The sequence below is a fragment of the Leucothrix pacifica genome (assembly GCF_003172875.1).
Classification (GTDB): domain Bacteria; phylum Pseudomonadota; class Gammaproteobacteria; order Thiotrichales; family Thiotrichaceae; genus Leucothrix; species Leucothrix pacifica.
Map to the genome: position 1 here is coordinate 39,923 of NZ_QGKM01000001.1, position 20,247 is coordinate 60,169.

20 protein-coding genes and 1 riboswitch are annotated in these 20,247 nt (G+C 47.1%); of the genes, 13 read left to right on the forward strand and 7 right to left on the reverse strand.

Annotated features, from left to right (window positions below; all coding sequences use genetic code 11):
• Positions 1-205 precede the first annotated feature (205 nt).
• The 7 genes from DKW60_RS00205 to DKW60_RS00235 all read left to right on the forward strand — a co-directional run bounded on the left by DKW60_RS00205 (position 206) and on the right by DKW60_RS00235 (position 7,566).
• Positions 206-1,231, forward strand: a complete 1,026-nt coding sequence (locus tag DKW60_RS00205; RefSeq protein ID WP_109835646.1) for a TRAP transporter substrate-binding protein — start codon at positions 206-208, stop codon at positions 1,229-1,231.
• A gap of 2 nt (positions 1,232-1,233) precedes the next feature.
• Positions 1,234-1,767 (forward strand): TRAP transporter small permease, encoded by a 534-nt coding sequence (locus DKW60_RS00210; protein ID WP_109835647.1) that lies wholly within the window; start codon positions 1,234-1,236, stop codon positions 1,765-1,767.
• Positions 1,768-1,773: 6 nt separating this feature from the next.
• Entirely contained in the window at positions 1,774-3,090 is a 1,317-nt protein-coding gene (locus DKW60_RS00215) for a TRAP transporter large permease (protein WP_109835648.1), read from the forward strand.
• A gap of 24 nt (positions 3,091-3,114) precedes the next feature.
• The gene (locus DKW60_RS00220; protein WP_109835649.1) at positions 3,115-3,918 is read left to right on the forward strand and encodes an alpha/beta fold hydrolase; all 804 of its coding nucleotides are present in this window, start codon (positions 3,115-3,117) and stop codon (positions 3,916-3,918) included.
• Positions 3,902-5,161 (forward strand): acyl-CoA dehydrogenase family protein, encoded by a 1,260-nt coding sequence (locus DKW60_RS00225; protein WP_109835650.1) that lies wholly within the window; start codon positions 3,902-3,904, stop codon positions 5,159-5,161. The genes DKW60_RS00220 and DKW60_RS00225 overlap by 17 nt, the downstream gene beginning before the upstream one ends.
• Positions 5,158-6,732, forward strand: coding sequence for a class I adenylate-forming enzyme family protein (locus DKW60_RS00230; protein ID WP_109835651.1), 1,575 nt, complete (start codon positions 5,158-5,160; stop codon positions 6,730-6,732). The genes DKW60_RS00225 and DKW60_RS00230 overlap by 4 nt, the downstream gene beginning before the upstream one ends.
• Before the next feature lie 246 nt (positions 6,733-6,978).
• Positions 6,979-7,566, forward strand: a complete 588-nt coding sequence (locus DKW60_RS00235; RefSeq protein WP_109835652.1) for a calcium-binding protein — start codon at positions 6,979-6,981, stop codon at positions 7,564-7,566.
• Between the two features lie 155 nt (positions 7,567-7,721).
• Here the strand turns inward: DKW60_RS00235 and DKW60_RS00240 are convergent, their stop codons facing one another.
• The 6 genes from DKW60_RS00240 to hpaE form a co-directional block, all read right to left on the reverse strand.
• Positions 7,722-8,534 carry an aldolase/citrate lyase family protein gene (locus tag DKW60_RS00240; protein ID WP_109835653.1) on the reverse strand — a complete coding sequence of 271 codons (813 nt, stop codon included), beginning with the start codon at positions 8,532-8,534 and terminating at the stop codon, positions 7,722-7,724.
• Between the two features lie 238 nt (positions 8,535-8,772).
• Entirely contained in the window at positions 8,773-9,582 is an 810-nt protein-coding gene (gene hpaH / locus DKW60_RS00245; RefSeq protein WP_109835654.1) for a 2-oxo-hept-4-ene-1,7-dioate hydratase, read from the reverse strand.
• Positions 9,579-9,959 (reverse strand): 5-carboxymethyl-2-hydroxymuconate Delta-isomerase, encoded by a 381-nt coding sequence (locus DKW60_RS00250; protein WP_109835655.1) that lies wholly within the window; start codon positions 9,957-9,959, stop codon positions 9,579-9,581. Before DKW60_RS00250 ends, hpaH begins: the two co-directional genes overlap by 4 nt.
• A gap of 9 nt (positions 9,960-9,968) precedes the next feature.
• Positions 9,969-10,793 carry a DODA-type extradiol aromatic ring-opening family dioxygenase gene (locus DKW60_RS00255; protein WP_109835656.1) on the reverse strand — a complete coding sequence of 275 codons (825 nt, stop codon included), beginning with the start codon at positions 10,791-10,793 and terminating at the stop codon, positions 9,969-9,971.
• A complete protein-coding gene (locus DKW60_RS00260; RefSeq protein ID WP_109835657.1) occupies positions 10,790-11,104 on the reverse strand; it encodes an aromatic ring-opening dioxygenase subunit LigA in 315 nt (104 codons plus the stop codon). Before DKW60_RS00260 ends, DKW60_RS00255 begins: the two co-directional genes overlap by 4 nt.
• 1 nt (position 11,105) lies before the next feature.
• Entirely contained in the window at positions 11,106-12,623 is a 1,518-nt protein-coding gene (hpaE, locus tag DKW60_RS00265) for a 5-carboxymethyl-2-hydroxymuconate semialdehyde dehydrogenase (RefSeq protein ID WP_109835658.1), read from the reverse strand.
• Between the two features lie 220 nt (positions 12,624-12,843).
• Between hpaE and DKW60_RS00270 the strand changes: the two genes are divergently transcribed.
• The 6 genes from DKW60_RS00270 to DKW60_RS00295 all read left to right on the forward strand — a co-directional run bounded on the left by DKW60_RS00270 (position 12,844) and on the right by DKW60_RS00295 (position 19,299).
• The gene (locus DKW60_RS00270; RefSeq protein ID WP_109835659.1) at positions 12,844-13,710 is read left to right on the forward strand and encodes a fumarylacetoacetate hydrolase family protein; all 867 of its coding nucleotides are present in this window, start codon (positions 12,844-12,846) and stop codon (positions 13,708-13,710) included.
• A gap of 3 nt (positions 13,711-13,713) precedes the next feature.
• Positions 13,714-14,151: a homoprotocatechuate degradation operon regulator HpaR gene (gene hpaR / locus DKW60_RS00275; protein WP_109835660.1), complete on the forward strand. Its 438-nt coding sequence runs from the start codon at positions 13,714-13,716 to the stop codon at positions 14,149-14,151.
• A 190-nt stretch (positions 14,152-14,341) separates the two neighbouring features.
• A complete protein-coding gene (locus DKW60_RS00280; RefSeq protein ID WP_109835661.1) occupies positions 14,342-16,834 on the forward strand; it encodes an EAL domain-containing protein in 2,493 nt (830 codons plus the stop codon).
• 103 nt (positions 16,835-16,937) lie between these two features.
• Positions 16,938-18,137 (forward strand): MFS transporter, encoded by a 1,200-nt coding sequence (locus DKW60_RS00285; protein WP_109835662.1) that lies wholly within the window; start codon positions 16,938-16,940, stop codon positions 18,135-18,137.
• Positions 18,138-18,354: 217 nt separating this feature from the next.
• Positions 18,355-18,987, forward strand: coding sequence for a phosphoadenosine phosphosulfate reductase domain-containing protein (locus DKW60_RS00290; protein ID WP_109835663.1), 633 nt, complete (start codon positions 18,355-18,357; stop codon positions 18,985-18,987).
• A gap of 21 nt (positions 18,988-19,008) precedes the next feature.
• A complete protein-coding gene (locus DKW60_RS00295; RefSeq protein ID WP_109835664.1) occupies positions 19,009-19,299 on the forward strand; it encodes a hypothetical protein in 291 nt (96 codons plus the stop codon).
• Between the two features lie 60 nt (positions 19,300-19,359).
• On the opposite strand, the gene DKW60_RS00300 is transcribed toward DKW60_RS00295, so the two are convergent.
• Complete coding sequence (locus DKW60_RS00300; protein ID WP_109835665.1) at positions 19,360-19,848, reverse strand: 6,7-dimethyl-8-ribityllumazine synthase; 489 nt, start codon at positions 19,846-19,848, stop codon at positions 19,360-19,362.
• Positions 19,849-19,924: 76 nt separating this feature from the next.
• A riboswitch (FMN riboswitch) is annotated at positions 19,925-20,067 on the reverse strand.
• Between the last annotated feature and the right edge of the window lie 180 nt (positions 20,068-20,247).

The following is a 20,247-nucleotide window of genomic DNA, read 5'->3' on the forward strand; positions in this document are numbered from 1 at the left end:
ACAGATGTGATACATGATTTCTAACAAAAATGAAAATCGTGTAATACATTATGCTAAGCTTGAGGCACTCCGTTGTATCACCTAAGCGTGCAAATCGGCTTTTGACAGATCTATGCTTTTACCAATAAAAGATATGGACAATTCATAACTGGCACGAGCACACTAGGGTGCAGTTGGAGACTTACACGTAACACGAGGAGAAGAAATGAAACGTACATTACTAACCATGGCAACCGGTCTGGCTATCGGCTTGAGTTCATCAATGGCAATGGCTGAAAGCACAAAGATGACGCTGTCATCCTGGCTACCTGCTGGCCACCCTATCGTGGCAAATATGATCCAACCGTGGATTGATAACGTCAAAGAAGCCACAGAAGGTCGCGTTGAAATCAAGATTCTGGCAAAAGGCTTAGGGCATCCAAAGGTGCATTATGATCTTGCGCGTGATGGTACAGCTGACGTCACGTACAGCGTACACGGCTACACACCGGGTCGTTTCTTAATGACCAAAGCGGTTGAATTACCATTTATGGGTGACTCTGCTGAAGCGCTTTCGGTTGCTTATTGGAGAGTGCACCAAAGCCATCTGGCAAAGGCTAAAGAACATAAAGATGTAAAGCTATTGGGTGTGTTCTCGCACGGCCCCGGCGCAATCCATAACAGCAAGAAAGACATCAAGTCCGCTGCTGATATTAAGAGCATGAAGATTCGTGTGGGTGGCGGTATCGTGAGTGAAGTGGCTAAATCACTGGAAACTACCCCTCTGTTAAAACCTGCGTCTAAGAACTATGAGCTGCTTTCACACGGTGTTGCTGACGGTACTTTCCTGCCAACCGAGTCTATTCCTTCATTCAAGATTACAGACTTAGTTAAGCACACCACTCTGATTCCGGGTGGTTTGTATAACACCAGTTTCTTCCTTGTGATGAACAAAGATCGTTTTGCTGGTTTAAGTGAAGCGGATCAGGCTGCCATCGACAAGGTGTCTGGTGAGGCTTTTGCTAAGCTTGCTGGTAAAGCATGGGATGTTGCGGATCAGGTTGGTATTGATGCTATCAAAGCAAACGGCAACAGCCTAACAACGGCTGATGAGGCTTTCATTGCTGACATCAAAGCCCGTACTGCTCATCTTGAAAAAGAGTGGGTTGAAGAAGTGGCGGAGAAAGGCGTTGATGGCGCAGCGGCACTGGCTGAATTGCGTAAAATTGTTACTGAGTACGAGAGCGATTAAAGATGTCACAGGTATCGTCTGTTACTACTGACGAGCCACGCGGAGCAGTGATTGGGCAATGGCTCAATCGCTTGCTCGGCTTTACGGCTGCGTTGGTGATGTTCACCATGATGATGGTGACCTTTGTTGATGTAGTCGGTCGGGGCTTTGACCACCCCGTACCTGGTGGTTTTGAAATCACTGAGTTTTTACTGGCATCGCTGATTTTTCTAGGGCTACCTTTGGTCACCGCTGAAGGTGGGCATGTTGAAGTTGACTTGCTGGATTCAGTCATTCCTAACTGGTTTAAGTCGTTTCAACGCGTCTTAATTGGGCTGGTGAATATCGGCGCGATTGGCTTACTGAGCTATTTGATGTGGCAATTTGCGTTTCGTACTTACAAATACAACGACACAACGGCTGTGTTGGAAATTCCCTATGCGGGACTCACTTTCCTAATGGCGGTTTGCTGCACCTTAGCAACACTGGCGCTGATCGTCATGTTGTTCACAAGTCGCAGCCGTTTAACCAATAAAGACAACGAATATCAGGCCTAGTACATTATGGAATACAGTTTAATTGGCTTTGCTTGCCTGTTGGTAATGATATTTCTGCGTATCCCGCTGGCCGTTGCGATGGGTTCAGTGGGTGTCGTCGGCTTTGCAATGGTGCAACTGCACGTCTTTGAGAATCCCCGGGGCTGGGATGCGGCACTAAAAATGATTCCGCAGGTGGCGTTTGACACCGGCTTATCATACGGATTATCAGTAGTTCCTTTGTTTATTTTGATGGGGAATTTCATTACCGAATCCGGTCTTTCTGAAAAACTTTATCGCGCTTCCAATGCTTTTCTGGGGCATTTAAAAGGCGGTTTGGCACTGGCTACCGTATTGGCTTGTGGCTTCTTTTCCGCTGTGTGCGGTAGCTCTATGGCTACCTCTGCGACCATGTCTAAAGTCGCCATGCCATCGATGCGTAAATACAAATATTCTGACAGCTTGGCCACCGGCTCTATTGCCGCAGGCGGCACGCTGGGTATTCTGATTCCACCCAGTGTTATCTTGGTTATCTACGGCATACTGACCGAGACTGACATTGGTAAATTATTTATGGCTGGCATCCTGCCCGGACTACTGGGTATTTTGCTGTATATGGCCGCAGTTTGGGCGACGGTCAAACGTAAACCAGAAGCGGGGCCAGCTGGTCCTAAAAGCACCCGTCGTGAACGTATCGATGCCTTTTTGGGTATCTGGTCAGTGGCTGCTTTATTCACCATTGTCATGGGTGGCATCTACGCGGGATTCTTTACCCCAACCGAGGCTGCGGGCATTGGGGCAACCGGTGCATTCCTGATCGCTCTGTTTAAACGTAAGCTGACCTTTGCCAGCACGTATAAGATTTTGGTTAACACCGCCAAAACCACCTCAATGCTATTCTTTTTGGTGATTGGTGCGGTGATGTTTTCCAATTTTGTGAATATCGCTGGTTTGCCGGATGAGTTGCGTGATTGGGTGCTGAGCATGAATGCCAGCCCTATCATGGTTATTTTAGCGCTGATTTTGGTATACCTGCTGCTGGGTACCGTGCTGGAAAGCTTGTCAATGATTCTGCTGACCGTGCCCATCTTCTACCCAATGATGCAGGCCATGGGTTTTGACCTGATCTGGTTTGGTATTTTGGTGGTTGTGGTGACGGAGATCAGCTTAATCACACCTCCGGTGGGATTGAATGTATTCGTGCTGAAAGCGGTAGTGCCGGATGTATCACTCAAAACCATCTTTAAAGGTGTTACCCCGTTCTGGATTGCCGATATTATTCGTTTATTGCTGATCGCATCGATTCCGGCGATCTCATTGTTATTGCCGAATATGGCGGGGTGAGGACAAGCGAGTTAGCCTGGGCTTATGAAGCAAATTCATCAAATCAGTTATACCGAACGCGGTGAGCAGCACACAGGCATTCCGATCATTTGCCTGCATGGTATCGGCGGTAGTCAGGATAGTTTTTTGCCACAGCTAGAGGCGCTCAGCAACTCACATCGAACTATCGCCTGGAATATGCCGGGTTATGGCGAATCGGCACTACTGGAAACCACAAGCTTTACAACATTAACTCAGGCACTGCTTGGGTTTATGGATGAGCTCGGGATTGAAAAAGCACATATTCTGGGTCACTCCATTGGCGGAATGATTGCGCAAGAAGTGGCACTGACCAATCCAGACAGAGTCGCCTCCTTAGCACTATTAGGCACTACCCCCTCTTTTGGTGGGCGTGATGATAGCTTTAAACAACGCTTTCTTGAGGCTCGTCTCAAGCCATTGGATGATGGCCAAACCATGAGTGAACTTGCGGATGAATTTGTTCCGCAGATTGTGGGGAGTCAGGCTGATAAAGCAATGATGCAGGCCGCCTCTGACACCATGCGCGTGGTCACTCCGGAAGCTTATCGCGTCATATTACAATGCCTGATTCAGTTTGACCGATACGCCGATAGCGGACTCATCAGCCAACCTTGTTGCTTGATCGCTGGCTCAGAAGACAACAATGCTCCCGCAAAAACCATGCACAAAATGGCATCTAAAATTCCCAATGCTTGTTTTTATGAGCTGGAACAAGTCGGACACTTGATTAATTTAGAAGCACCCAAACGCTGCAACCAAATCCTCAACTCGTTCTACACAGGGCTTAATAATGACCAGAACACCTGATAAACCTATTTTTGAGCCTGAACTCTGGAACCTGACCGAGCAACAAGCGCAACTTTGCAGTGAAGCACGCGAGCTAGGCCAAACGGTGTTTGCTGATCGGGCGGCTCGTTATGATCGTGAGGCGACTTTCCCCGCCGAAAATTATGTGGATCTACATAAAGCAGGTTTGCTGGGAGTCTGTGTACCAGAGGAACATGGCGGGCGTGGAGCTGATCTGAAAACCTATATGCTCATGGCCTCAGAAATTGGTCGTTACTGCGGTGCCACCGCCCTGACCTTTAACATGCACGTAAGCTCTTGTTTGTGGACAGGCTCACTGGCCGATCAACTGGAAATGGATGAGGAAACACGTGTTTCACATGAAACTATGCGTGCTTTTCATTACCAGCGCATCATCAAGGATGGGGCTATATATGCCCAGCCTTTCTCAGAAGGTGGCGATGCAGCAGCTGGTAAAAAAGCCTTTGGCACCACCGCTTTAGTCACTGACGGCGGCTGGTTGATTAATGGTAAAAAGATCTTCGCTTCACTGTCAGGCTACGCTAATTATTACGGCGCTTTATGCACTGAAATACGCAGTGAGCAGGATGAACTTTCCCGCGCCAATACCATGTATATCGCCGTCCCTGCAGATGCAGAAGGTGTGTCGGTTGAGGGTGATTGGGATCCATTAGGCATGCGTGGCACAGTGTCACGCACACTGATTTTTGATAATGTATTTGTACCTTTTGATGCGCAATTAATGCCGCGTGGTGTGTACTTCAGCGCCGCCAAAAACTGGCCGCATATGTTTACGACATTGACGCCGAGTTATATGGGCATCGCTCAGGCAGCTTATGACTTCACGGTGAAATATTTACGTGGTGAAATCGAAGGCATGCCACCAATAAAACGTCGCATGTATCCCACCAAACAACTCGCGGTTGCTCAGATGCGGGTGATGCTGGAACAGACTAAGGCGCTATGGTTTCAGTGTATTTCTGAGGCGCGCCCCAAACCCAGCAAAGACAGTTTACTTCGGGCATGGACCGCCCAATACACCGTCATGGAAAATGCCAATGAGATTTCTCAGCTAGCCATCCGCACCTGTGGTGGCCAATCGATGCTGCGCTCCTTACCGCTGGAACGTTTATACCGCGATAGTCGCTGCGGCTCGCTCATGTTGCCTTGGACCTCTGAGCTGTGTCTCGAGATGTTAGGCAAAGGTGCTTTGTATGAATCCGGAGAGCGAGACGAGGCGTGAGCGAGAAAACAGGCAATAACCCTGAAGAGAATATAGCCACTAACACATCAGGGAATATCCAGTACTGGGTTAGTCAGCACGCCACAAACACACCGGATAAAGCAGCCATCCATTTTATTCAGGACGCGAAGTCCCATACATGGACTTATGCCGCATTAGACCTTGCTATTGAGCAACAAGTATTGCGCTTCAAGCAGACCTACCAGCTCAAACAAGGTGACCGGATTGCCTGGTATGGCATGAACAATCCTGAGATGTTGGTTCTGCTCTTTGCAGCAGCACGTTGTGGTCTGATCTTAGTACCACTGAACTGGCGGCTGGCCTTACCTGAAATCTGCTTTATCGTGAAAGATTGTGCACCACGTGTGGTATTTTTTGATAAGCATTTTACTGAGAATATTCCAACACTACTGACAGCAACGCCTGATTGTCAGGGTGTTTCGATTGAAGCTAAACAACATCAGCAATTCACTCAAACCACAAAAACTGCGATAGCGGATAACTCAGAAAATATCGGCGCAGCTACTCCGCTCATGATCGTTTACACATCAGGCACTGGTGGTCACCCCAAAGGTGCGGTGCTCGACCAAGCCAGCTTTGAGTGCAATGCTAAGATGAGTTGGCACATGCATGATATGAGTGCTGACGACCATATTCTCAGCTTCCTCCCGATGTTTCATGTGGGTGGTTTTAATATCCAAATGTTGCCAGCCATAGCATTAGGTGCAACCACCACGCTACTGGAAAAGTTTGACCCTAATGAGGCGGTACGACAATTAAATAGTGGCGACATCACGCTGACACTGACCGTTCCGACCATTCTACAAACGCTGTTAGCGCATCCGGACTGGCACGAAGAAAAGCTACAGCACTTACGCGCCATGTCGATTGGTTCTACTGATGTACCGATCGCCCTGATCAAAGCCTTACATCAAATAAATATCCCACTCCTGCAGGTTTACGGGACAACGGAAACAAGCCCTCTGGCGATCTATCAACGACAAAACAACGCTTTTGACAGTGAAGGTTCTATCGGTCAATGCGGCCAATACTGCGAGATACGTCTGGTTGATCGTGATGGAAATGATGTACCTCAAGGTGACAATGGTGAGATTTGGGTACGAGGCCATAATATATTGCAGCACTATTGGAACAACCTCGAGGCGACCAACAGCAGTCTTGTGAATGGCTGGTTTCGCTCCGGTGATGTGGCTCGTTGCGATGAAAATGGTTTTTACTGGTTCGCTGACCGACTCAAACATGTGATTATTTCCGGTGGTGAAAACATCTACGCTGCCGAACTTGAGCGTGTGATCCGTGACTTTCCCGGTCTTCAGGAACTGGTGATCGTGGGTGCGCCAGATGAAAAATGGGGCGAAGTAGCTGTTGTAGTTGCCGTTCGTGACCCCGCTGATCCCAGAACTGATCACGAATTAACCGAACAAATTCTTGCCTCGTTTAATAATCAGCTTGCCCGATTCAAACATCCCAAACGTGTCAAATTTGTTGATACCTTACCGCGCACAGCCCTTGGTAAAGTGCAAGCTGATAAAGTTAAATCGTTACTTTGATTTCAAAAATAATGCATGTAAATCAATCAATTAGCGCACTTTATTAGCAAGAACAAGAATAAGTCTTTAAGTACCTAAAATCCTAATATCATTGTCTTGATATAAGCTTTCAAACCGATCCATTCAGCTTAGGTTAAACTTTTTTATAAAAAAAATGAGCCACTAACTATCTTTTTTGCGCTGTACAAATTGAGAGCACTGATTGCTCTTTATTTTAATCAAAAATATTTGTTAGGGAAAAACACAATGAAATCAATTACTTTAAAATCAACAGCAGCAGCCATTCTTGTTAGCGCAATCGGAACAGTGGCAACATTTCAATCAGTCAGCGCAGATGACTATCAGATTCGTGCAATTCCGGGGCTGAAACTTATCACTATCAAAAATCAGCGCTCTATCAAGCGTCTTAGCGTCATGACTTGCCAAGGTCGACCAGTCACCATGTGGGGGACTTCTGGTGGTGATTACATTGTCGGTACACCGGGTCCTGATGTGATCTATGCCGGTGGCGGAAACGACCGTGTCGATGGACGTGGTGGTAACGACATTATCTGTGGAGGTTCGGGTAATGACACGCTGAACGGTAACGGCGGAAACGACAAAATCTTCGGTGGTAGTGGTCACGATACTATCAATGGTAACCGTGGTAATGACCGTTTATACGGCCAGCACGGTGAAGATCGTATGTATGGCGGTAAAGGTAAAGACAAAATGTTCGGTGGCCCAAGCTACGATAGCCTAAACGGTGGACCAGGTTCTGACTACATCAACGGTGGTGTCGGCAACAATGGTTGTAACGGCGGCTCAGGCAATAACACACTGGTAAACTGCTAATCCCCGTTAGCTAATACGCTACCAGCAAACCGGCTCCGGATTCACTATGAACCCGGAGCCCTTTAGTTTTACTCTTACTTTAACTGGATTAGACAGAGACCCTGTCTTATTGAGAGACAACATGCGCCTCCAACCGCCGAGTGAATAGTGAAGGCTTAGTAAGCACCATTCCCTTCAGGAACCATACTACTCTCACCATCCTCAGCCAGATGATTAATTAAGCTATTTTTAGCCGCAGCAGCCAAGGCCATAGTATCAACGCCTAATGCAATAAACTGCATGCCCACCGATTCATAGTGTTTAGAAACCGCCTTACTAGTGGCTAAAGTACCCGCTGGCTTACCTGCTTTACGGATCTTGCGAGTAGCCGTTTCCACTGCAGCTTTCACCTCCGGATGTGCGGGATTTCCCAGGTGCCCCATGCTCGCTGCTAAATCAGCGGGGCCAATGAACACACCATCCACCCCATCAACGGCAAGGATCTCATCCAAATTCTCCAGCGCCGTCACTGACTCGACCTGCACTAACAAACACATCTCAGCGTCAACCGTCCCGAAATAGTCATCAACCATATTCCAACGTGAAGCCCGCGCCAATGCGGTACCGACACCCCTTACGCCTTTCGGCGGATATTGCACAGCCTGCACTAACTCTCGCGCCTGTTCAGCGGTCTCCACCATCGGAATCAGCAGTGTTTGCGCTCCGGCATCCAGGTATTGTTTGATCACAGAGGTAGTACCTTCAGCAATACGAACCACAGGATGTGCAGGTGTACCAGCAATAGCCTGCAACTGAGCCAAGGTAGAACTCAGTGTATTGGGGGCGTGTTCACCATCAACTAATAACCAGTCATATCCGGCGTGTCCGCATAGTTCAGCTGACAATGGATTGCATAATCCCAACCAGTAGCCGTATTGCTGCTTGCCTTCGAGTAGGGCTTTTTTGAATGTGTTTTCAGGGATTTTCATAAATTATTTCTGGGCTCTTTTTCATGAAATTAATTGGTCAGGGCCGGATTACGGATTCAGCACTATTATTCAAAGATAGTGAAACATTGTTAAACAAACGACTACCGTCCACCCAAGTATTTTAACTGCTCCGGTTTAGCGCTTTCGCCTGACACAACGATTACGCAGTCCTTACGAGCTTGGGAGTCGGCGAAGTAAACGTTGTGTCAGGCGAAAGCGCGGCACTAGCAGAGAAAATCTACACAAACTGACACGTCACATTCCCAAGCGGGCCATAATCAGCATGAATCGTATCACCCGCCTTAACCGGAATCGGCGCCGTAAAAGAACCGGACAACAACACCTGCCCCGGCTCCAACCCAACCCCATGCGGTGCAAATCGTTTAGCAATCCAACTAATACCATTGGCAGGGTGATTCAACACCGCTGCCGCCAAACCAGTCTCTTCAATCACGGCATTTTTATATAAAATCGCACCACACCAGCGTAAGTCCATGTCATTAGGTTTGATGGGACGACCGCCTATGATAATCCCTGCATTGGCTGCATTATCAGAAATGGTATCAAACACAGTGCGAACATAACCATTGTCAGGGTTTACCCGGTGACTACGTGCAGCTATCAACTCCAAAGCTGGCACTACATAATCCGTTGCATTCAGCACATCCATCATGCTGATATTGTCGCCGAATAAACGCTCTTTCAGCACAAAGGCCAACTCAACTTCAATACGCGGGTCAGTGAAGTCTGCAGCACAAATTTCGGAACCATCTTCAAAATTCATCGACTCCAGCAATACTCCATAATCCGGCACGTCGATTTTCATTGCTCGCTGCATCACGCGCGAGGTCAGGCCGATTTTATAGCCAATGGTTTTATCGCCAGCACCCTGCTTTTTTTTCACCCAAGCCGACTGCACAGCATAAGCATCATCCATGGTCATATCAGGATGTGTCAGGGTCAGTGCATTGGCTTGCTTACGGTTGACTTCAGCATCGTATAAGACCTCCGCTGCAGCCTGAATCTCTGCATCACTTAGGGTAATCATAGATAGTCCTGAATGTTGTTTTTATTGTACTTAAGCACCGGCTCCAGCTCTTTCATTTCAAACGACATCGCGACACCGCGTTGTTCAAAGCTGCCAGCAAAGTGCTGAGTAAGTACTTCAAAAAATGATTTAGCTGCCGCTTCGCGCTCTCCCATCGTCCGACCTGCACCTAGCTTCACTTCCAGATGCACAAACATATGCTCAGGATTGCCATCAGCCATGCGGTAATCATGACAAGCATAAGCGCGACTGCGAATTCCTTTTAACGGAAATAAGCCTGTCTCATCTGCTGCCTGATGCAATTGCGTAAACAACTCTTGCAGGGCTAAATCAGCCTTCTCGATATTGTCGGAATATTCCAATACAAAATGTGCCACATCATTCTCCTACTGATTTAGATCGACCGTTCCCACCGTGCAACCCACGGCGAAAATGGGGATAGGACGGTAGTAATCTACGTTTGCTTTCAGGCCCTCTGTTGCGCCGGAAATAGCAATAAAGGTACGGATTTCAAAACCACCCTGGCCGCCATCACGTAAGGTTTCTTCATCGGTAAAACGCAACAGAGCTTCCTTATCATTGGCAGCCCAGTCTTTCAGGAAGCTTTCATCCCATTCGCGATTAATCTTTCCGGAGTCTGGTGTCGCAGGCCAATGTGAGATACCGCCGGTTCCAACGATAGCAATACGCTCAGGGACGGCATCGCAGGCTTTACGCAAGGCCTGACCAAAAGCATATGCTCGGTGCAACGGCGTTAACGGTGGCCCCTGACAATTAATATTGACCGGAATCACATCGAGATCATAACGCGGGGTCAGGAAATTCAACGGCACACTGATGCCATGATCAAACTTCCACTCCTCCGCATACGCCACATCCACATCATTCATCACTGTTTCAATAATACGACGGGATAAATCCGGATTACCCGGCACCGTGACGCGCTCAATGCCCAACCACTGCGGATCTTCAATCGGACCGGTGTATTCTGCACCCATGCCCATGCAATACGCCGGCATATTATTCATAAAGAAATTGGCAAAATGCTCAGCGGCAATTACGATGATAGCGTCTGGCTTCGCCGCTTCAAGCTGCTCACGCATGCCATCCATTGCGGCATAAAAGGTGGCCTTATCATCCGGATCTGCCATATCAGCTCGCCCCGTGATACCCGGCCCATGGCTACAGACACCTGCAAACACTAAACTCATATCGCCCCCTTACCATCCGTTGTTGCATAGATACCCGCACGCACATTGCCATGAACCTCCAATGCATCACGCATTGCCTGAATATACTCCGGCCAGGCATAGCCACACATCGCCGCGTAGTGCATCAGAATCTGCCCATTCACACCGAGAATGTACAACATGCCAATATCTGGCTTGCGTAGAGCTTCCAGCTCTTCATCATCCAGCTGGTACTGACTCAATACCGCTTCTTTATCTTCTAAAAATGCCGCTTGTAATGACGGATCACGATTCAGTTCGTAGAGTAGTTTTTGTGTGAAATACAGACTCATATCAACGCCCCATCACCGGTACACGATGCGTACCGTGTGCCAGACAGACATTTTTAGTTTCCATATAGAATTCAAAGCTGTAGTCACCACCATCGCGGCCAATACCACTGCTTTTTATGCCGCCAAATGGTGACGGTAAGTTACGGTTATTCTCAGAATTGATCCACAACATACCGGCTTCAATTTTGTGCGATAAACGCATGGCACGACCCTGATCATTGGTCCAGATGTAACCCGCCAAACCATAATCCGTATCGTTGGCTATCTGAATCGCTTCTTCCTCTGTATCGAATGAGATCGCGGTTAGCACAGGGCCGAAGATTTCTTCTCGGGCAATCTTCATTTGGTTCGTTGCATTGGTGAATAAGGTCGGACTCACATAGTTGCCCGCGCCTAAGTCATCACGACGCACACCACCCGCTGCAATCGTTGCGCCTTCACTGCGTGCTGACTCCATATAGCTCATGACCTTGTCAAAATGCGTGGGGTGAATCAGTGGGCCAACTTCGGTGCTTGAATCCAGAGGGTTACCGACGCGTAAATTCTTAACTCGCGCTTCCAGTGCAGTAAGGAACTTGTCACGAATACCTGACTGAATCAGCAAGCGACTACTAGAAGTACAACGCTGGCCATTCAGGCTGTAAATCATAAAGACAACTGCATCTAAGGCGCGCTCAAAATCAGCATCATCAAATACAATAACCGGATTCTTACCACCTAACTCTAAATGCACACGTTTCAGTGTCGCCGCACCTTGGGACATAATGCGAGAACCCGTTGTGGTCTCACCCACAAAGGCCACGGCTTTAATCGCAGGATGCTCGGTCAGGCGTTTACCTACGACCTCACCAAAACCGTTCACCATATTCCACACACCTTTTGGAAGTCCTGCCTCTGCACTCACTTCGGCCAGAATTGCCGCGGTTAAGGGGCTGAACTCCGCAGGCTTATGCACGATGGTGCAGCCCGCTGCCAGTGCCGGGACGATCTTCCATGTCGATAGCATGAACGGCGTATTCCATGGGGTAATTACACCCACCGGACCAATCGGAGAGCGTACGGTAAAGTTGGTATGTTCCGGTTGATGCAAGCCTTGGCCGTCTTTCGCTTCAACCGCTTTATCGGCAAAGAAGCGGAAGTTAGCTGCGCCACGCACTGCGGCCTGTTTCATAAAACGCAACGGTTGACCACAGTCAGCACTCTCGACCAGTGCAATTTCTTCAGCACGATCGACCAGTTTGTCAGCGAACTTGTGGAGTACCTTTTTACGCTCCGCCCCCGGCATATCACGCCAGTCAGCAAAGGCTGCTTGCGCGGCATCACAGGCTGCATCGATATCAGCAACTGTGCCTTCTACAACACTGCCAAGGCTGCTGTTATCAATCGGAGTTGGGTTTTCGAAGGTTTTCGCTCCTTCAGGGATAAGCATTTCTCCATTAATGAAATGCCCGGTGACATTATCTTTAAAACGCTGCAAATACTTCGCGGCTACCGCTTGATTCTGTTCCAAATCGGACATGATGCTGTCTCCCAAAAAATAACTACTTAAAAACAACATAACAGGTTAAGTATTTTTCGTCAATTTATCACTTCGGTAAAATCAACCCCCATGAAATAGAGAGATAATCTGCTTTGAAATACTCATGCGTAAGTTATCTTTGCACAATAGAACACTTTACAATTTAACACGTTAACTATAATCTGACCGTAATTCTTAAGACTCTACAGGATGGAAAAGCATGCGTTTCATTACTTATCAAAAAGCAGATGTTGTTAGTTGGGGAGCGGTTGTTGAAACTGGCAATGGCCAGTTAACAGTGGCGGATTTAAGTAACAAAGCAGATTCACTAAAAGCGGCCATTGAGCAGGATCTGTTAAATGATCTAACCATTGATGAAAGCATCGCTACGTTGGCATTGGATGATGTCACACTCCTCCCTCCGATCACCACACCTGAAAAAATCATCTGCATCGGCGTGAACTATGCGAATCGTAATGCAGAATATAAAGATGGCTCGGAAGCACCCAAATTTCCCAGTGTATTTATGCGGACTCCGGATTCACTAACTGGTCATAATCTGCCTTTGATTCGCCCGCCCGAGTCACACCAACTGGACTATGAAGGTGAGATCGTAGTGGTGATTGGTAAAGGTGGGCGCCGCATTAAAGAAGAAGATGCCTACAGTCATATCGCGGGTTTGACCATTATGAATGAAGGCACGCTGCGTGACTGGGTGCGTCATGCAAAATTCAATGTGACGCAGGGTAAAAACTTTGTGCACTCAGGTTCTGTTGGCCCTTGGATGGTAAGTGCTGATGAGTTTACAGCCGCAGATTATGAAGATATGCGAGTGACCACTACCGTTAATGGCGAGGTTCGCCAAAATGACACAACGGCTAGCATGATGTTCCCTATTGCTTATATCATCAGTTACCTGTCACAGTTCTATCAATTGAAGGCCGGTGATATCATTGCGACAGGGACACCTAATGGTGCCGGTGCACGTTTTGATCCACCGAAATATCTGGCACCGGGTGACATTGTAGAAGTTGATGTAGAAGGTGTCGGTAAACTCAGCAACGGCATCGCAGACGAGGTATTGTAATCCATGCGCGAGTTTGAACGCTCACTACCAATGTCTTTGCTAAAAGCACGCGAGTCGGTGATGAAGAAATTCATCCCGCACTTGCGTGAGCATGACCTGTCACCGCAACAGTGGCGGGTTTTGCGGGCTTTGTATGAAACCGAAGGCTTAGAAATGTCAGCCTTGTCTGAGCAATGTTTCCTGCTGATGCCAAGCTTATCCCGGATTGTACAAAACCTGGAGTCACGACAATTAATCAGTCGCCGAACCTCAGATATTGACCAGCGCCGCTCAATTATTTCACTGGCAAAGGAAGGGATCAGACTGGTGAAAATTATCGCGCCAGAATCAGAGGCCAGATATGCCCATATCACTGAAACTTTCGGCTACGGCAAACTGGAATTACTCTACGAACTACTCGATGAATTAGTGGTAAAGCTGGAAGCTGAAGAAAAAAACTAACCACAACGCCCCCCAGACTCAAACCCGACTACTCAGTCTATCAACAGCCCTGCAAACCGACAGCTCGTCAGTTACCACCTTAGAAGCTGCCCCATCCATCTAATAGCGATAGGGATTCCCTGCCTTTCAGGCTAGACTGAACCAAACTCCATATACTGACTATCACAATAAGAAATAAAGTATTCCCCGTATGCATAAAGCGTTTCTGCTCATTCTATTACTACTCAGTTCGTTGACGACCCTAGTGTCTGCGAATGAATTAGTATTAGACTTAGACCAGAAAGTTGACGCTCAGGTACTGCCCCACAGCCGTTATCATGTCGACACAACCGGCTCTTTAACACTTAGCAATATCAAACGCTTAGGCGATCATGAGTGGGAAAAATTCAGTGGTAAACAGTTTGGCCGGGGCTTTATGAGCAGCCCGCTGTGGATAAAAACAACCCTGAGGACGGTAGGTCAAACTGAGCGTGAAATCGTGCTACAGACTCATCAGGTTATGGATCATATGCAACTTGAGGTCACCACCGAAGGAGGCGCAACCCAGTACTTTAAGCTTGGCAGGGGAACTGCACCGGGTCCACACCACCTCAAAGGCGTCAGTAATCTCAATCATGCGGTTATCCATTTACAGCCTGACAAACGCTATTCAATTCTGCTTGGCATAGACAGTGACAACCCGGTGGTCGGAGGATTTCGTGTTACTGACAGCAACACACTATCACAAGAAGTACAGAAACAGACCCAATGGATCACTACGTTTCTCCTGCTAATTTTGCTGTTGTCTTTCTATAACTTCGTTATTTATCTGTCCACACTCAATAAAGCATTTTTGTTTCATGTTTGCTATGTCGCCTGTATCACAAGCTACTTACTCAATGATTATGGTTATCTATCAAACTGGTTAGGCATCTATGATGTATTTATCCTTCAAAAGCTAACGGCGTTTAGCTTAGTCGGCGCATACCTATCGATCGTGTACTTCTTCGACACAATGAATGAAGTCAATGCGGAGTCAGTCATCATTTCAAGAATCAATAAACTCTTGATTTCAGGTGGTTACTTACTACTACTATTGACCTTCATTCTGCCTTACGAGTATGTGATACGCATGCTGTCCGCACAGGTGCTGATTGCTGTGGCTGCCGGCATATTTAATTCCATTTATCGTGAAAAACACTTTGGTAAGAGCGACCAGACACATCAGCGCATTCTGAGAGTGCTTCTCATAACATTAGCCCCTTCTGTCACTCTGTATATGCTGAATCGTTTAGGCGTCATTGATGTTGCCTGGCACAACGACTTTATTCTGTTCATGTCCACATTTGTGGAAGTGGTATTAGTGTCATTGATTCTGTTTGTAGCGGTTCGCCAAAGCAAAGATGATTTTAAGAAAGAACTCTTCTTCAACTCGGTTTCCAATCTTCCAAATGGCCGTGCACTTCAGTCACATTTTGAGGAGAGTAGTGCACACAGCAAACAAACCCTGATTCAAATCTGGATCTCAGGGCTCGATAAGCTGGAAGTGGCATTTGGTTCGGATGTTTATAAGCACTTTATTAGTGAAATAAAATTACAAATACAGAGGCGTTTGCAGCACAATGCTTTGCTGATTCCATTGGCGGATAAACAGCTAGGCTCATTTCCTTTATTTCATACTGACAAAAATATATTCACACTGCTGTGTAAGTCTCTTGATGCAAATACCCGGCATGAACTTCAGAAACAAATCTCGCAGAGCATTGAGTCGATTGGACGGTCTCATCACAAGAGCTTACAGTTTAATCTGGTCATCGGTGCGCACGACTACATTTACGATGTAAACGACTTTGAAACCGTGGTGAAAAACAGCCTGCTCGCGCTATCCTACGGCATCAAAAATAATAAAAAATTCAAGTACTACAACCCGCAAATTGGTTTTGACGAGCAGAAGCGTGTCACTCTGGTTAATGGCTTTACCGAGTCGTTAAACAACAATGAGTTTTACCTGTTATGGCAGCCTCAGTATCGAACTAGAGATAAAAAACTATCTGGGGTAGAGGTACTGACACGCTGGCACCACCCGCAATACGGGACAATTTCTCCGGAAGAATTCATTACCACACTAGAGCAGTCACAGCGGATTTGTGATTTGTCTCAATGGGTGATTGGTGAGGTTTTTAACCAGCTTCCATTACTCCACGAGAAGCATCCCGGGCTGGAAGTCTCAATTAATTTATCGCCGCAGGATCTGATGGATGATCGCTTGGTTCATTACATCGATAGTCTGAGTGATCAGTTCGCGCAGTACTGCGAGTTTGTGACACTGGAAATTACCGAATCATTGCTCATCGATGACTATTCTCGTGTGTTGAGCACTATTGAAGACCTTAAGAAACGTGGATTTAAAATTTCCATTGACGATTTTGGTTCGGGTTATGCCTCATTCGCTTACTTACAGAAACTGCCAGCTAATGAGTTAAAAATCGATAAGAGCTACACCGACCTGTACCGTGAGCAGACCACCTACGCCATTCTTGAAACCATCATTGAGCTTGCCAAACGCCTTGATATGCGGATTGTGGTCGAAGGTATCGAGCACCAGCAGCAGATTGATTTATTTACCAACCTTGGGGCTGAACGCTTGCAAGGCTGGATGCTGGATAAGCCTATGTCATTGCAGTCCTTAATGAGTAAAACCTGACATAAGGATTTTGCAGCTGATGGAGTAGTAATTGTTGAAAACATAATACGCCTAAAACCCGATAACTCGCCTACAATAGTTTTTTGCCCAATGGCCGAAGACTATGAAAAACCTCCTCGCAACATTCCGCTCAGGTAGCTGGCGCCAACCCTCAACCATGCTTTATATCATGGCTGCTGCCATGCCTTTTTCATTTGGCGTTTGGTCCGCACTCATCAATAATTTTGCCATTGAGCAAGCAGCTTTTACCGGCGCTGACATGGGTGCGCTACAAAGCTTACGCGAAGTCCCGGGCTTCCTCTCCTTTACGGTGATATTCCTGCTGATCATCTTCAGGGAGCAAACCCTAGCCGTTGTTGCTTTGCTGGTGATGGGCTTTGGTGTCGTGATTACCGGCATGTTACCCAGCTTCTGGGGGCTGTGTATTACCACGTTGATCATGTCGATTGGCTTCCACTATTTTGAAGCCGTCAATCAGTCACTACAGCTACAGTGGTTAGATAAAAAAGAAGCCCCCGAAATGCTGGGTAAGCTGATTTCAGTGGGTGCTATGTCTTCTTTATTAGCCTACAGCATGGTGTATATCGCACTGGAATACACCGGTGCATCCATGATGAGCGTGTATATTATTGGTGGCGGAGTGACCATGTTGCTGGCTGTATTCGCCTGGACTCAGTTCCCGCACTTCCCCGCTAAAGTGGAGCAAAATAAACACTTGGTCCTACGCAAACGCTATTGGCTGTATTACGTATTAGTGTTTATGAGCGGCTCACGCAGACAAATTTTCGTGGTGTTCGCTGGCTTCCTGATGGTCGAAAAGTTCGGATTCACCGCCTCGCAGATTGCGCTGATGTTCCTAGCCAATATGGTCGCCAATATTTATATAGCCCCTAAAATCGGTCGACTTATCAGCTATATCGGTGAACGCAGAACGCTGACCATCGAATACATCGGATTAATACTGGTGTTCGTGGGATACGCAGTCGTGGAATCTGCCGCTTGGGCAGTGGCACTCTATATTCTGGATCACCTGTTTTTTGCCATGGCCATCGCCATGAAAACTTACTTCCAGAAAATTGCTTCACCCGCCGATATTGCACCCACCGCCGGAATCTCCTTTACCATCAGCCACATAGCAGCGATTGTTGTACCGATTGGTTTTGGGCTGATCTGGCTTCACTCGCCCTCAATCGTTTTTTACGCAGGCGCGGGGATGGCGGCAATTTCATTAGTATTAGCGAGAATGGTGCCGGAGAATCCTGCTGAAGGTGCTGAAACACGGTTCGTTGTCGCTCGAAGTTAATCGCTGTTTCTGACTACTATTTCAAGCTACAAGCAATATTTATATCTGCCGCTCCGCTCTTGGCACAGCTGATATTTGCTTTGTTTTTAGCTTGTAATAAGTAAAATTAATCTATGCCTAAATTTGATTTATACATCTATTATTATCATTTTAATAGATACAAATAACTAAGTAGTATCTGCTTTATCGATTAATATTCGTTTCCGGAAGCAGATTTATGGCTATTGATATAAAACAACTCGACTCATTAGTTGCGGGAAAAGCGCCTCAGGAAATTATTCAACAAGCGCTTGAAGCCAATGATAATGCGTTTATCACCACCAACTTTGGCCCTTACTCAAGTGTCTTGCTGCACATGCTCACGCAAGTTAAACCGGATATTCCGGTCGTGTGGATCGACTCAGGCCTGAATAAACCTGAAACCTATGAATTCGCCGAAACAACCATCGAAGAGCTAGATCTGAATATCAAAATCTATACGCCAAGAATCACAGCAGCACGCTTAGAAGCCGTGATGGGTGGAATACCTGGCCTCAATGAATCACGTCACGAAGACTTTACCGAACAATTCAAACTAGAGCCCTTCAAACGCGCCATGAAGGAACACCAAGGCAGCACTTGGTTTAGCGCTGTTAGACGCGAGCAAACCAAAGTCCGCGCCTCAATGGATTATGTGTCAGCAGGGCCATTTGGCTTAAGCAAAGTCGCCCCACTACTAGACTGGACGCAAGACGATATGGAGCAGTACATCGATGCATTCGACCTGCCCAATGAAACCGAATACTTCGACCCCACCAAAGCACAAGCCCACCGTGAATGTGGACTACACACACTGGCCGTAGAACATTAATAACAAAAAGGAATACCGACAATGACACACGTAACCTTTGTAAAAAAGAAACTCGCCAACGGTGATTGGTGCCCGAAGTGTAACGACGTAGCAGCGCGTTTGGAAAAAGATAATACCGCGCAATTTATCGACCAGACAGTGGTTGCTGACGTCAATGATCCCGAGTCAGAAGGCTTGAAACTGGCCAGTGAATATCAAATGGAACGTGCGCCATTCTTTGTGGTAAAAGACACTGCCACTGATAGCGTTGAAGTGTTTGATGTGTATTTTAAGTTTAAACGACATATGCAGCGCGTCGCTAAAACAGCCTGAACCACACACCTAACACAAGCCCAAGAGCATCAATGTGTTGGGCTTGTGATTGAATTCCTTTTATTCAGCAGTGAGTTGTGAAACTTCGTCGCAACACGCCAGCGTTTTGTATAAAGCCTCCGCAGTCTCCACACCCTTCTCTTTCATATGCTCAGCAAAGAAGCCTTCGTGCGCGGCGTGATCATGAAAATGATGAGGCGTCAGCACCGCATAAACAATCGGCGTTTCAAACTCCATCTGCAGCTGCATAATCGAATCTAAGACCGCCTGAGCCACAAACTCATGACGGTAAATTCCGCCGTCAGTCACCAAACCTGCCACCACAACGGCATCGTAACGACCTGTTTTTAAGCGCAGTTTAGCTTGCAGAGGAATTTCCAGACTACCCGGAACCGCCACCATATCAACCTGATCCGCCGACAACTGATACGTCGCGCTACGCTCAAGAAAATGGTTTTTCAGGTTATTGACTAAGTCAGAGTGCCAAGTGGCATGAATAAAACAGATACGTTTTTCAGACAGTGAAAACGTTGATGTTGGATTGTTCATCGAAATGATCCTTATAAAAAGTAAAAAGGATCAGGGGAGAACAGACGGAGTCACCCAGTCCACAAGAGAATGGCTCGCCTATCTTCTTTCATCCGGACTCTAACCGTCGGCTCAGGAGTTACACCTGATCTGCTGACCCTGTTCGTAAACAGGCGCTCGCGGGCTGTCAAAAAATGATTCACCGCCGGTGGGGAATTTCGCCCCGCCCTGAAGAGAACGGAGATGTTATGTTTTTTTGTCTGACGAATCAATCTATGCAGAATCGCCCAGAGTGTTTACTATGCTCACCCACACAAAATGCAGCAATCCTTAAATATGAGCGCCACCAGCGTTGGGTATTAGGTGCAGCGAATCGATTCAAGCGCCACCACCTTACAAATACATCCGCACTTTCGAAGA

What these genes read in the sequence shown, in the direction of transcription:
- DKW60_RS00205 (WP_109835646.1), top strand. Translation starts at nt 206, where the DNA reads ATGAAACGTACATTACTAACCATGGCAACCGGTCTGGCTATCGGCTTG.
- DKW60_RS00210 (WP_109835647.1), top strand. Translation starts at nt 1,234, where the DNA reads ATGTCACAGGTATCGTCTGTTACTACTGACGAGCCACGCGGAGCAGTG.
- DKW60_RS00215 (WP_109835648.1), top strand. Translation starts at nt 1,774, where the DNA reads ATGGAATACAGTTTAATTGGCTTTGCTTGCCTGTTGGTAATGATATTT.
- DKW60_RS00220 (WP_109835649.1), top strand. Translation starts at nt 3,115, where the DNA reads ATGAAGCAAATTCATCAAATCAGTTATACCGAACGCGGTGAGCAGCAC.
- DKW60_RS00225 (WP_109835650.1), top strand. Translation starts at nt 3,902, where the DNA reads ATGACCAGAACACCTGATAAACCTATTTTTGAGCCTGAACTCTGGAAC.
- DKW60_RS00235 (WP_109835652.1), top strand. Translation starts at nt 6,979, where the DNA reads ATGAAATCAATTACTTTAAAATCAACAGCAGCAGCCATTCTTGTTAGC.
- DKW60_RS00240 (WP_109835653.1), bottom strand. Translation starts at nt 8,534, where the DNA reads ATGAAAATCCCTGAAAACACATTCAAAAAAGCCCTACTCGAAGGCAAG.
- hpaH (WP_109835654.1), bottom strand. Translation starts at nt 9,582, where the DNA reads ATGATTACCCTAAGTGATGCAGAGATTCAGGCTGCAGCGGAGGTCTTA.
- DKW60_RS00255 (WP_109835656.1), bottom strand. Translation starts at nt 10,793, where the DNA reads ATGAGTTTAGTGTTTGCAGGTGTCTGTAGCCATGGGCCGGGTATCACG.
- DKW60_RS00260 (WP_109835657.1), bottom strand. Translation starts at nt 11,104, where the DNA reads ATGAGTCTGTATTTCACACAAAAACTACTCTACGAACTGAATCGTGAT.
- hpaE (WP_109835658.1), bottom strand. Translation starts at nt 12,623, where the DNA reads ATGTCCGATTTGGAACAGAATCAAGCGGTAGCCGCGAAGTATTTGCAG.
- DKW60_RS00270 (WP_109835659.1), top strand. Translation starts at nt 12,844, where the DNA reads ATGCGTTTCATTACTTATCAAAAAGCAGATGTTGTTAGTTGGGGAGCG.
- hpaR (WP_109835660.1), top strand. Translation starts at nt 13,714, where the DNA reads ATGCGCGAGTTTGAACGCTCACTACCAATGTCTTTGCTAAAAGCACGC.
- DKW60_RS00280 (WP_109835661.1), top strand. Translation starts at nt 14,342, where the DNA reads ATGCATAAAGCGTTTCTGCTCATTCTATTACTACTCAGTTCGTTGACG.
- DKW60_RS00285 (WP_109835662.1), top strand. Translation starts at nt 16,938, where the DNA reads ATGAAAAACCTCCTCGCAACATTCCGCTCAGGTAGCTGGCGCCAACCC.
- DKW60_RS00290 (WP_109835663.1), top strand. Translation starts at nt 18,355, where the DNA reads ATGGCTATTGATATAAAACAACTCGACTCATTAGTTGCGGGAAAAGCG.
- DKW60_RS00295 (WP_109835664.1), top strand. Translation starts at nt 19,009, where the DNA reads ATGACACACGTAACCTTTGTAAAAAAGAAACTCGCCAACGGTGATTGG.
- DKW60_RS00300 (WP_109835665.1), bottom strand. Translation starts at nt 19,848, where the DNA reads ATGAACAATCCAACATCAACGTTTTCACTGTCTGAAAAACGTATCTGT.